The organism is Pseudomonas sp. KBN10P06128, from assembly GCF_037574945.1.
In the GTDB taxonomy this organism is placed as follows: Bacteria; Pseudomonadota; Gammaproteobacteria; order Pseudomonadales; family Pseudomonadaceae; genus Pseudomonas; species Pseudomonas aeruginosa.
The window spans coordinates 3,653,808-3,666,016 of the sequence record NZ_JBBELR010000001.1 but is presented as its reverse complement, the minus strand read 5'-3'; the positions used below and the strand labels follow the sequence as shown (position 1 = coordinate 3,666,016).

Below are 12,209 nucleotides of genomic sequence, written 5' to 3'. Positions count from 1 at the left end.
TCCGCCGGACGGGGTTCCGGTGCGCTGGCGGATAGCGCCGGGGCGCTATTCGCCCTACGGGTCAATGGGGATGCTCGGGTAGGGCGAATAGCCGCTCGCGGCTATCCGCCGGGCGGGGTTCCGGTGCGTTGGCGGATAGCGCCGGGGCGCTATTCGCCCTACGGGTAATGGAGAGGTTCGGGTAGGGCGAATAGCCGCTCGCGGCTATCCGCCGGGCGGGGTTCCGGTGCGCTGGCGGATAGCGCCGGGGCGCTATTCGCCCTACGGGGTTCGGGGCTCGGGTGGGGCGGGCGAATGTGTTGATCCGCCAACACTTGCCCAGCAGTTGCGCCCGCCCAGCGACAGGGGCTTGCCAGCCAGGCCTTGCCCGGCGCGGCCCCGCAGCCCGGCACGGGCTGTGCACGGGGTGCCGGATGCACAGGCAAGCCAAGGAGTCCCCATGCCGCGCGAAATCCGTCTCAACGCCTTCGAAATGAACTGTGTCGGCCACCAGTCGCCCGGCCTCTGGGCGCATCCGCGCGACCGCTCCTCGCAGTACAAGGACCTGGAGTACTGGATCGACCTGGCGCGGTTGCTCGAACGCGGCCGTTTCGACGGACTGTTCATCGCCGACGTGCTGGGCATCTACGATGTGCTCGACGGCAATGGCGACGCGGCGATCCGCCAGGCCGCCCAGGTACCGGTGAACGACCCGCTGGCGCTGATCACGCCGATGGCCGCGGTGACTCGCCACCTGGGCTTCGGCCTGACCGCCTCGCTGTCCTTCGAGCATCCCTATCCCTTCGCCCGCCGACTCTCGACCCTGGACCACCTGACCAAGGGCCGGATCGGCTGGAACGTAGTGACCTCCTACCTGGAAAGCGGCGCGCGCAACCTCGGCCAGCAGGCCCAGCTCGACCACGACCGCCGCTACGACTATGCCGACGAATACCTACAGGTGCTCTACAAGCTCTTCGAAGGCAGTTGGGAGGACGGCGCGGTGCTCCGCGACCGTCGCCGACGGATCTTCAGCGACCCGGGCAAGATCCACGAGATCCGCCATGTCGGCGAGCACTTCCAGGTACCCGGCATCCATCTCTGCGAACCATCGCCGCAGCGCACGCCGGTGCTCTACCAGGCCGGCGCGTCGAGTCGCGGCAAGCGCTTCGCCGCCGAGCACGCCGAATGCGTGTTCGTCGCCGCGCCGTCGAAGACCGTGCTCAAGCAGGCGGTCGCCGACATCCGCCAGCGCGTCGCCGAGGCCGGTCGCGATCCGCGCAAGGTACTGGTGTTCAACCTGCAGACGGTGGTGCTCGGCGAGACCGACGCCAAGGCCAGGGCCAAGTTCGACGAATACCGCGCTTTCGCCAGCTACGAAGGCGCCCTGGCGCTGATCTCCGGCTGGACCGGGATCGACTTCGGCCAGTATCGGCCGGAACAGGTGCTGCGGCACATCCACACCAATGCGATCCAATCGGCGGTGGAGGCGTTTTCCAGCGCCGATCCGACGCGCACCTGGACGGTCCGCGAGCTGGCCGACTGGGTCGGTATCGGCGGCTTCGGCCCGCTCTTCGTCGGCAGCCCGGCGACCGTCGCCGACCTGTTGCAGGAGTGGGTGGAGGACACCGACGTGGATGGCTTCAACCTGGCCTATGCGCTGGCCCACGAAACCTTCAGCGACGTGGTCGAATTGCTGGTGCCGGAGTTGCAGAAGCGCGGGGTGTACAAGACCGAATATGCGCCGGGGACTCTGCGCGAGAAGTTGTTCGGCGACGGCCCGCGGCTGCCGGATTCCCATCCGGCGGCCGGCTATCGCGACCTGCGGGCGCTCTGGGAGAAGGAGGCCGGGCGCAACGCGCTGCCGGCCTGACCTGGGCGGACGGCGGATGACGCCGGTGGCGCTATCCGCCCCAGGGCCCGGGACGGCTCCTAGAGCCAGGCGTGCCGCGGTGGCTTCACCCCATTCAACTGGTAGTTGCCGATGGCATGGTATTTCCAGCGCACCGGGTCATGCAGGGTGTGGGTGCGGGCGTTGCGCCAGTGGCGGTCGAGATTGAGTTCCTCCAGGGTCGAGCGCGTGCCGACCAGTTCGAACAGCCGGTTGGCGGCGAGCAGGGCGGCTTCGGTGGTGAGCACCTTGGCCTCGGCCACGGCGATCGAGGCGGCGGCCACGCTCTCCTCGTCGGGGGCGGCGAGCGCCGCTTCGATGGCGTCGGCCGCCAGGTCGAGCACGGCTTCTGCGGCGCGCACGCGGATGCGCAGGTCGCCGACCTGCTGGATGGTGTAGGGGTCTTCCCAGGCATGCTGCTGGTTGGCGTCTATCCATGGCCGCGCGTGGCGGCGCACCTGCTGCACGGTCTCGGCGAGGATGCCACGGGCGATGCCGGCGTCGATGGCGGCCTGGATGAACTGCGATACGGCGCCGGCGGCGGTGGGGCGGTCGAAGGCGCGGTGCACCGGGATGACGTGCTCGGCCGGCACCCGTACGTTGTCCAGGATGACGGTGCCGCTGGCGGTGGTGCGCTGGCCGAAGCCGGACCAGTCGTCGATCACCGTCAGCCCCGGCGCGTCGCGCGGGATGAACGCCAGGTGCGCGCGCTGCTCGGCGTCGAGGCCGACGGCCGGTACCCAGTGGGCGAGCAGGGCGCCGCTCGAATAGAACTTGCGGCCGTCGATGCGGAACCCGTCGCCATCCGCCAGCACTCGTGTCTGGAATTCGGCGACGGTACGGCTGTGGCGTTCGGAGAAGGCGTTGCCGAAGCGCACGCCGTCTAGCACCAGGCCGTAGAAGAAGCGTTTCTGCTCCTCGCTGCCGTCCAGGCGCAAATGGTCGAGCACCGCCAGGTGGTTCTGCGGCAACTGCGCCAGGGACGGGTCTACCGCGGCGATGGTCTTCAGTACTTCGGCCAGGATCCGGTAGCTGACCTCGGCGCCGCCGTAGGCGCGCGGTACGCTGATGCCCCATAGGCCGCTCTGCGAGAAGGCTTCCAGTTCGGCCACCGGCAGCCGGCGCTGGCGGTCGCGCAGCGAGGCTTCCTCGGCGAACAGCCCGGCCAGTTCGCGGGCGACGCGGATCGCCTCGGCGTCGTCGGCGATGCGCCGGGCCGGGGTCCGTGGCAGCGGTTGCCGATAGGGATCGGCGGCGTTCTTTTCCAGTGCGCTCATGGCAACTCCTTGCGATGGGATGGGCGAGGTTCAGCGGGACGCCGAGGCCGGACCGCTGCCGATCTGCCAGACGTAGGGCGGCTCGCTGCCGTTGATCTCCCAGTCGCCGACGATCCGTTGCTTGTAGATCAGGGGATTGTGCGAGGCGGCGGTGCGCGCATTGCGCCAGTGGCGGTCGAGCTGCTTGCCGCGGCCGACGGCGGAAGCGCCGCTGGCGTCGAACAGCTCGCTGGTGGCTTGCAACACCAGTTCGGCGACGATCGCCTGGGCCTTGGCCGATTCGATCTCGGCGGCGATATTGGCCTCCTTCTCCGCCTGCGGGTCGCCTACGAAGCGCGCCAGGTAGGCGCGCTGGGCCGCTTCGGCGGCGTGCAGGGTGGCCGCCTCGGCGGCGTAGACGCGCGCGGCGATGCGCCCGACCACCTGCTGCACCTGGGGATCCTGGCTGACTCGCGGGGCATTGCCGTGGCTGTAGATACGGGTCCGCCCGCGCACCTCGGCGGCGACGTCGCGCAAGGCGGCGCGGCCGGTGCCGGCCAGCACCGCGAGCAGGACCAACTGGTAGAACGCGGTCTGGTACTTGAAGCGGCTGGCGAAGTCGATGAGGTTCTCTTCCTCCACCTCGGCGTCCTCGAACCGCGACGTGCCACTGCCGGTGGTGCGCTGGCCGAAGCCGTCCCAGTCGTCGCTCTGGCGCACGCCGGGCTGGTCGGTGCGGATCGCCGCGATCACGTCGGCGCCGGTGTCGTCGCGCTGGGCATACAGATCGATCCAGTCGGAGAAGAGGCTGCCGGTGCTGTAGTACTTGCTGCCGTTCACCACCCAGCGACCGTCGTCCTTGCGCGAGACGCGGGTGAGCACTTCGCCCAGCCGTACCGAACCGACCTCGGTCCAGGCGCAGCCGACCAGGTCGCCCTCGACGAAGCGCCGCAGCCAACGGTCGCGGCCAGGGCCGGGCTCGGCATTGAGACGGTCCTCGACGAAGGCGAAGTGGCCGCGCAGGGCCTGGGTGATGTTGGAGTCGGCCTCGGCCAGTTCGATCAGCAACTGAACCAACTGCGGCAGCGAGGCGCCGGCGCCGCCGTGCTCGCGCGGCACGCGCACGGCGCCGAAGCCGGCCTGCTTGAGCCAGGCGATCGCCTCGTGGGGCAGTTCGCGTTGCCGTTCGCGCTCGACGGCGCCTTCGGCGATGCGCGCGAAGATCGGTCGGAAACGCTGGGCGAGCAGTTCGTAGTCGGCGCCTTCGGAGAGACTGGCGGCGGTGGCTTCGGGATGGACGCGGGCGTTCATGCGGACTCCTGGTAGGCAGCGGGGCCGTCCGGTCGACGGCTACCCTGGAGTCCGGGCTGTTGCACAGCCTGTGCCGACCCGCGCAGGCCACTGGTTGCGCGGGTTCGCGCGAGCAGGAGGTGTTGCCGGGGCGGCAGCCTGTTGCGCGGCTGCTGCCTGGCGGACAGTGGGGGAGGTGGCGGCAGGTCCCTCTCCCGGCGGGAGAGGGACAGGCGCTTCAGAAGATGTAGTCGGTGGTGAGGAAGTTCGACGCGCGGTTGCGGATGATCTCGCTGACCAGGGTCTTGTTCGCCTCGGTGTCGCGGGTCGCCACCAGGGTGCGGATGGAGAACACCCGCAGCGCGTCATGGACCGACAGGGTGCCTTCCGCCGAATTCTTCCGGCCGTTGAACGGGTAGCTGTCCGGGCCGCGCTGGCACTGGGCGTTGACGTTGATCCGGCCGACCTGGTTGGCGAAGGCGTCGACCAGCCGGCCGATCTGCGCCGGGTCGTTGCCGAACAGGCTCAACTGCTGGCCGTAGTCGGAGCGCAGGACGTAGTCGATCACCTCGTCCAGCTCGCGATAGGGCACCACCGGCACCAGCGGACCGAACTGCTCCTCGTGGTAGAGGCGCATGTCCGGGCTCACCGGACTCAGCAGAGCGGGGTAGAAGAAACTTTGCCGATGCTCGCCGCCGCCCGCATTGACCACTCGTGCGCCCTTGGCCAGGGCGTCGTTCAGCAGGCCTTCGAGGTAGTCGACCTTGCCCGGCTCCGGCAGCGGCGTCAGCGCCACTCCCGGTTCCCAGGGCATGCCCGGCTTGAGGCTGGCCAGGCGCGCGCTGAACTTGTCGAGGAACGGTTGCAGCACGCTTTCGTGGACGAACAGGATCTTCAGCGCGGTGCAGCGCTGGCCGTTGAAGGACAGCGCGCCGGTGACCGCCTCGTTCACCGCGTTGTCCAGGTCGACCTGCGGCAGGACGATGCCCGGGTTCTTCGCGTCCAGGCCGAGGGCGGCGCGCAGGCGGTGCGGGCGGGGGTGCAGCTTCTTCAGGTCGCTGGCGCCGGAATGGGTGCCGATGAAGGCGAACACGTCGACCTTGCCGCTGGCCATCAGCGCCGACACGGTTTCCCGGCCGCGTCCGTAGATGACGTTGATCACTCCCGGCGGGAAGCTGTCGCGGAAGGCTTCCAGCAGCGGGCGGATCAGCAGCACGCCGAACTTGGCCGGCTTGAACACCACGGTGTTGCCCATGATCAGCGCCGGGATCAGGGTGGTGAAGGTTTCGTTCAGCGGGTAGTTGTACGGCCCCATGCACAGCGCCACGCCCAGCGGCACCCGGCGGATCTGGCCGAGGGTGCCCTGTTCCAGTTCGAAACGGCTGGAGCGGCGGTCGAGTTCCTTCAGCGCTTCGATGGTATCGACGATGTAGTCGCAGGTGCGGTCGAACTCTTTCTCGGAGTCCTTGAGGTTCTTGCCGATTTCCCACATCAGCAGCTTGACCACCGCCTCGCGTTGCTCGCGCATCCGCGCCAGGAAGCGTTCGACGTGCTGGATGCGCTCGGCCACCCGCAGGTTCGGCCACAGGCCCTGGCCGTGGTCGTAGGCCCGCACCGCGGCGTCGAGGGCGGCGAGCGCGGCGTCGGCGTCGAGCAGCGGGGTACTGCCGAGGATCACCTGGCGCTCGCCGTCGGCCTCGGCGAGGAATACCGGGCTGCGTACCGGCGCCAGCGGGCCGTCCCAATGTCGCAGTTGGCCGTCGACCAGGTAGTCGCGCTGCTCGATGGGGGCGTCGGGGCGGTACTGCTCGGGAATGGCGTCGAGGCTGGGAAACAGCGAATCGAGGTGGAGCGGGGCGGTCATGGCGGGTCCTCGAATGACGTGGATGAAAGGCGTGGGACTGTTGTAGCGCGGTCCGGATCGAAGGTAAATCGTTTCAGCAGGAAAACCGTCGCGCCCTTGCCGGAAATCAGCCTTTGCTCCCGCTTCGTGGGGGGCGGGAGCAAAGGCATGGCGCCGGCTGGCTTCAGGCGTCGGCGGTAGGCTCTTCGCGGGGCCGCGCCGGCGGTGGCTCAAGCAGTTCCTGCTGCTCGGCATAGCGCTGGCGGATATCGAAGTCGCGCGGCCAGCGCGAGGCTTCGTGGTCGGGGCGTTGCATTGGTTCGGTCATGGCTGAACTCCGGTCGGGCTGGTGCTCAGAGCACCAGCGACAGCAACAGGATGAAGACCAGGCCGACCACGGAGAGGATGGTCTCCATCGCGGTCCAGGTCTTGAAGGTCTCGCTGACGCTCATGTTGAAGTACTGCTTGACCAGCCAGAACCCGGCGTCGTTGACATGGGAGAGGATCAGCGAGCCGGCGCCGGTGGCGAGCACCAGCAACTCGCGGTTGACGCCGGGAATCAGGTCGATCACCGGCACCACGATGCCGGCCCCGGTGATGGTGGCGACGGTGGCCGAGCCGGTGGCGATGCGGATCACCGCGGCCACCAGCCAGGCCAGCAGGATCGGCGAGATCTGCGCGTTCACCGCGAGATGGCCGATGACGTCGCCGACCCCGCTGGCCACCAGCATCTGCTTGAAGCCGCCGCCGGCGCCGATGATCATCACGATGGCGGCGGTCGGTGCCAGGCTCTGGTCGAGCAGCCTGAGGATCTTCTTCGAGTCGAAGCCACGGGCGTAGCCGAAGGTATAGAGCGCCACCAGCAGGGCCAGGAGCAGGGCGCTGATCGGATGGCCGATCATGTCCATCCAGGCGCGGAACGCGTGGCCATCGGGGAAGGCGACGTCGGCGAAGGTCTTCAGCAGCATCAGGAACACCGGCAGCAGCACGGTCGCCAGGGTCACGCCGAAGCTGGGCAGGTCCTGGGTCTCGGGCTTGTGGGCGATCTGCTCGACCAGTTCCGCCGATGGCGTGCCGGGTATGTAGCGCGAGACCAGCGCGCCGAACAGCGGGCCGGCGATGGCGGCGGTGGGCAGGGCGACGATCAGGCCGTAGAGGATGGTCTTGCCGATGTCGGCGCCGAACACGCCGATCGCCAGCAGCGGGCCGGGATGCGGCGGCACCAGACCGTGCACCGCGGAAAGGCCGGCGAGCAACGGGATGCCGATCTTGATCAGGGACACGCCGCTGCGCCGGGCGACGATGAACACCAGCGGGATCAGCAGGATGAAGCCGATCTCGAAGAACAGCGGGATGCCCACCAGGAACGCGGCGAGCATCATCGACCAGTGCACCCGCTCCTTGCCGAAGGCGCGGATCAGGGTGCGGGCGATCTGGTCGGCGCCGCCGGAATCGGCCATCAGCTTGCCGAGCATGGTGCCCAGGGCGAGGATCACGCCGACGAAGCCGAGCACGCCGCCGAAGCCGTCCTGGAAGGATTTGACGATCTTCTCCACCGGCATCCCCGAGGTCAGGCCGAGGAAGCCGGCGGCGATGATCAGGGCGATGAAGGGATGCACCTTGAAGCGGGTGATCAGCACGATCAGGCCGATGATGGTCACCAGGGCGTCGAGGAGCAGGTAGGCATCGTGTGACATGCCGAACATGGAGGGCTCTCCTTTTGTCGTTGTTCTACCGGAGTTGCTGTTTCATTGAAGCGCTTTTTCGGGGTAGCGCTATCTTTGTCGGACAAGCGAAAGACTTCAGGCGGCGGCGTGCTCCAGCCACCAGGCGTGGGCGGCCTGCGCCAGGCATTCCACCGGCAGGGTGGCGTCCAGGCGCAGGGTCAGGGGTTCGTCGAGCGGCGGCTCGAGGGCGGCGAACTGGCTGTCGATCAGGGTCGCCGGCATGAAGTGGCCGGGGCGCTGGGCGACGCGCTCGGCGGCGACCGCCGGGGTCAGTTCCAGGTAGACGATGCCGAGGCCGGGCACCGCGCGGCGCAACCGGTCGCGGTAGGCGCGCTTGAGGGCGGAACAGGTCAGTACCGGCAGCTTGTCGGCGGCCACCGCCTGGCGCAGCTGCTCGGCGAGGGTGTCCAGCCAGCCGGCGCGGTCGTCGTCGGTGAGGGGGATGCCGGCGCTCATCTTGCGGATGTTGGCGGCGGGATGGAAGCTGTCGCCTTCGATGCCGTGGGCGCCGCTGCGCTGGCAGAGGGCCTGGCTGACGCTGGACTTGCCGCAACCGGCGACACCCATGATGACCAGGGCTTGGAGGGGTGGATGCATGGAACACCTCAAGCGTGAGACAGCGCTGTCTTTGCGACCTGGAAAAAATCGCGCGAGCCTGGCTCCGCCTTCTTGTCGTTGTGGTCTGTCGAATCCCGCGCGGGCAGTGGCGGACAGGCCGCCTCAGGCGATTGCCCAGGTCGCGAGACAGCGCTACCTTAGTGCCTGGAATTTTGTTTGGCAAGCAGGCCACGATGAGCATCACCAAGAACGACAAGAACACGCGAACCACCGGACGTCCCACCCTCAACGAAGTCGCGCGCCGCGCCGGGGTCAGCCCGATCACCGCGTCGCGCGCGCTGCGCGGCGTCGCCAGCGTCGCCGAAGAACTGGCGCAGAAGGTCCGCGACGCCGCCCGCGAACTCGGCTACGTGGCCAACCCCGCGGCGCGCGCGCTGGCCTCGGCGCAAAGCCACAGCGTGGCGGTGCTGGTGCCGTCGCTGGCCAACCTGCTGTTCATCGAGACCCTCGAGGCGATCCACGCGGTACTGCGGCCACAGGGCCTGGAGGTGCTGATCGGCAACTTCCACTACTCGCGCAACGAGGAAGAGGACCTGATCCGCAACTACCTGGCCTACCAGCCGCGCGGCCTGCTGCTGACCGGCTTCGAGCGCACCGAGAGCGCCCGGCGGATGATCGAGGCCAGCGGCATTCCCTGCGTGTACATGATGGACCTGGACTCCGGCGCCGGGCTCAATTGCGTCGGCTTCTCCCAGTTGCGCGCCGGCGAGGCCGCTGCCGAGCACCTGCTGGCACGCGGCCGCAGGCGCCTGGCCTACATCGGCGCCCAGCTCGACCAGCGCACCCTGCTGCGCGGCGAGGGGTTCCGCCGCGCCTTGCAAAAAGCCGGCTGCTACGACCCGGGGCTGGAAATCCTTACGCCGCGGCCGTCCTCGGTGGCCCTCGGCGGCGAACTCTTCGTGCAGTTGCTGGCCAGCCAGCCGCAGGTCGACGGGGTGTTCTTCTGCAACGACGACCTGGCCCAGGGCGCGCTGTTGGAGGCCCTGCGCCGTGGGGTCAAGGTGCCGGAACAGATCGCCGTGCTCGGTTTCAACGACCTGCCGGGTTCGGACTGCACGGTCCCGCGCCTGAGCAGCATCCGCACCCCGCGCGAAGCCATCGGCCGGCGCGCGGCGGAGCAGTTGCTGGCGCTGATCGCCGGCAAGGAGGTGCGCGATAGCGCGCTGGACATGGGGTTCGAGCTGATGGCGCGGGAGAGCACCTGAACCCGCGGCCCGACGGTGCGGCCGTTCAGGGACATGTCGAGGGTTGGGCAGCGCCGCCGGACGGAACGGCTTGCCGGGTAGGGCGAATAGCGCCGCGGGCGCTATCCGCCGTTACGCCGGGTTTCACGGCGGATAACCGCGAGCGGTTATTCGCCCTACGGGGACATGTCGAGGGTTGGGCAGCGTCGCCGGGCGTAACGGCTTGCCGGGTAGGGCGAATAGCGCCGCAGGCGCTATCCGCCGTTACGCCGGATTTCACGGCGGATAACCGCGAGCGGTTATTCGCCCTACGGGACATGTCGAGGGCTGGGCAGCGCCTCCGGGCGGAACGGCTTGCCGGGTAGGGCGAATAGCGCCGCAGGCGCTATCCGCGGTTACGCCGGGCTTCACGGCGGATAACCGCGAGCGGTTATTCGCCCTACGGGGACATGTCGAGGGTTGGGCAGCGCCTCCGGGCGGAACGGCTTGCCGAGTAGGGCGAATAGCGCCGCAGGCGCTATTCGCCGTTACGCCGGATTTCACGGCGGATAACCGCGAGCGGTTATTCGCCCTACGGGGGCGTGTCGAGGGCTGGCAGCGCCTCCGGGCGTAATGGCTCGCCGTTACGCCGGTGTCTCAAGCCACCGCGTAGTAATGCTTGACGAAGCCGCCGTCGGCAACCTCCCAGAGCACCGGGGTGCCCTTGCTGACGAACCAGCTGTCGCCGGCCTTGTAGAGCGTGCTCTGGCCGGTGGACTCGTCGGTGAGGCGGACCTCGCCGCTGACCACCGTGGCCTGTTCGCTGAACGGATAGGTCATGCGAAACTTGCCGGCGGTGGTGCCGAAGTAGGCGGCGCTGACCGGGTCGGTGGGGGCTCCGGCGGTCATCTTGCCGAAGGCTTTCACCTCGCCTTCGAGGATCTCCGAGCCGAGGTCGGCGACGCTGCCCCAGGCGTCCAGTTCGTCGAGGGTGATGCCGTGGCGGATAACGGTAATGGCCATGGGAATGCTCCTTGTAGAGTGATCGGTAGGTTTCAGCGCCGGCCGTTCCAGTAGCCGGAGAGCTGGTGCCAGGTCTTGCCCGCGCTGAGCAGCAGCGGGCGGAAGTGGTCCTTGCCGTGGATCGGGATGCGGCGCACCGAGCTGAGCAGGTCGTAGCGCGCCGAGCCTTCGCTCATGCCTTCGGCGAGGACCTTGCAGACGATGTGGCTGGGGGTCACGCCGAACCCGGAATAACCCTGGACGAAGAACGCGTTGGGCCGCCCCGAGAGGCTGCCGATCTGCGGGAACAGGTTGGCGCTGCAAGCCATCGGCCCACCCCAGGCGAGGTCGATGCGGACGTGCTCCAGGTAGGGGAAGATCTTCAGCATCAGCTTGCGGTTCCAGGCCTTGAGGTCGCCGGGGATGCGTTCGACGAAGGGTGTGGCGGCGCCGAACAGCAGGCGGTTCTCGTTGGTCACCCGGTAGTAGTCGATGACCGGGCGGATGTCGCTGTAGGCGCCGCGGATCGGGCTGATCCGCTGGATCAGTTCGTCCGGCAGCGGCTCGGTCATCATCTGGAACGCGTAGGTATTGATGGTGGTGCGGTGCAGCTCGGGTTCGAGCCGGTTGAGGAAGCTGTCGCAGGCCCAGAGCAGCTTGTTCGCGGTGACCGAGCCCTTGGCCGTGCGCACGCGGATGCGCTCGCCGTATTGCACCTCCAGCGCCGGGCTGTATTCGAATATCCGTGCGCCGAGGCCGGCCAGCGCCTTGGCTTCGCCGAGCAGCAGGTTGAGCGAGTGCACATGGCCGCCGCCCATGTGCAGCAGGGCGCTGCCGTAGGCGTCCGAGCCGATGATCTGGCGCACCTCGGCACCGTGCAGGTAACGGATCTCATGGGGCGAGCCGAGCGACCGGAATTCCTTTTCCCAGGCCTGCAGGGTCTTCGCCTGGCGTGCGTTGAAGCCCATGTAGCCGTAGCCGTGGCAGAAGTCGGCGTCGATGGCGTACTTCTCGATACGGCCCTTGATGATGTCGGCGCCGAGGTCGCTGATCTCGAAGATCGCCCGCAGGCCGTCCTCGCCGACGTCCTTGCGGATCTTCTCCAGGTCGTGGCCGATGCCGGCCATGATCTGCCCGCCGTTGCGCCCGGTACCGCCGAAGCCGAGGTGGCGGGCCTCCAGCACGACGATGTCGGTGATGCCGTGCTCGGCCAGCTCAAGCGCGGTGTTGATCCCGGAGAAGCCGCCGCCGATCACCACCACGTCGGCGTCCAGGTCGGTTTCCAGGGAGGGGAAGGACAGCTCGTACTTCTTGGTCGCCGTGTAGTAGGTCGGCGTCTCGATGTTGATCATGGATGCGGCCTGGCAAGGGGTGGATGTACCTATTAGACGCTCCGTGGCCGCCGCGGTCTTGCTCCTGTCTGCCGCCGGCTTGACCGGCCCT

At 68.4% G+C, this 12,209-nt stretch carries 10 protein-coding genes; 2 read left to right on the top strand and 8 right to left on the bottom strand.

Annotation, left to right across the window (positions count from 1 at the left end; translation table 11 throughout):
- Positions 1-439: 439 nt before the first annotated feature.
- Positions 440-1,849 (top strand): LLM class flavin-dependent oxidoreductase, encoded by a 1,410-nt coding sequence (locus tag VQ065_RS17320; RefSeq protein WP_003089425.1) that lies wholly within the window; start codon positions 440-442, stop codon positions 1,847-1,849.
- A 59-nt stretch (positions 1,850-1,908) separates the two neighbouring features.
- Here VQ065_RS17320 and VQ065_RS17315 read toward each other — a convergent pair whose 3' ends face one another.
- From VQ065_RS17315 to VQ065_RS17290, 6 genes are all read right to left on the bottom strand, one after another.
- The gene (locus VQ065_RS17315; protein WP_003089423.1) at positions 1,909-3,144 is read right to left on the bottom strand and encodes an SfnB family sulfur acquisition oxidoreductase; all 1,236 of its coding nucleotides are present in this window, start codon (positions 3,142-3,144) and stop codon (positions 1,909-1,911) included.
- Positions 3,145-3,174: 30 nt separating this feature from the next.
- Positions 3,175-4,434 (bottom strand): acyl-CoA dehydrogenase family protein, encoded by a 1,260-nt coding sequence (locus VQ065_RS17310; RefSeq protein WP_014603829.1) that lies wholly within the window; start codon positions 4,432-4,434, stop codon positions 3,175-3,177.
- Positions 4,435-4,651: 217 nt separating this feature from the next.
- Positions 4,652-6,277 (bottom strand): NADP-dependent glyceraldehyde-3-phosphate dehydrogenase, encoded by a 1,626-nt coding sequence (locus VQ065_RS17305; protein WP_003089420.1) that lies wholly within the window; start codon positions 6,275-6,277, stop codon positions 4,652-4,654.
- A gap of 163 nt (positions 6,278-6,440) precedes the next feature.
- The gene (locus VQ065_RS17300) at positions 6,441-6,584 is read right to left on the bottom strand and encodes a hypothetical protein (protein ID WP_003089416.1); all 144 of its coding nucleotides are present in this window, start codon (positions 6,582-6,584) and stop codon (positions 6,441-6,443) included.
- 25 nt (positions 6,585-6,609) lie between these two features.
- Positions 6,610-7,962 carry a GntP family permease gene (locus VQ065_RS17295; RefSeq protein WP_003089414.1) on the bottom strand — a complete coding sequence of 451 codons (1,353 nt, stop codon included), beginning with the start codon at positions 7,960-7,962 and terminating at the stop codon, positions 6,610-6,612.
- A 96-nt stretch (positions 7,963-8,058) separates the two neighbouring features.
- Positions 8,059-8,580, bottom strand: coding sequence for a gluconokinase, GntK/IdnK-type (locus VQ065_RS17290; protein WP_003089412.1), 522 nt, complete (start codon positions 8,578-8,580; stop codon positions 8,059-8,061).
- Between the two features lie 194 nt (positions 8,581-8,774).
- On the opposite strand from VQ065_RS17290, the gene gntR reads away from it, so the two are divergent.
- Positions 8,775-9,806, top strand: a complete 1,032-nt coding sequence (gene gntR, locus VQ065_RS17285) for a LacI family DNA-binding transcriptional regulator GntR (RefSeq protein ID WP_003111384.1) — start codon at positions 8,775-8,777, stop codon at positions 9,804-9,806.
- Positions 9,807-10,421: 615 nt separating this feature from the next.
- Here gntR and VQ065_RS17280 read toward each other — a convergent pair.
- Positions 10,422-10,787, bottom strand: coding sequence for a cupin domain-containing protein (locus VQ065_RS17280; protein ID WP_003089408.1), 366 nt, complete (start codon positions 10,785-10,787; stop codon positions 10,422-10,424).
- Between the two features lie 32 nt (positions 10,788-10,819).
- The gene (locus tag VQ065_RS17275) at positions 10,820-12,118 is read right to left on the bottom strand and encodes an NAD(P)/FAD-dependent oxidoreductase (RefSeq protein WP_003089406.1); all 1,299 of its coding nucleotides are present in this window, start codon (positions 12,116-12,118) and stop codon (positions 10,820-10,822) included.
- Between the last annotated feature and the right edge of the window lie 91 nt (positions 12,119-12,209).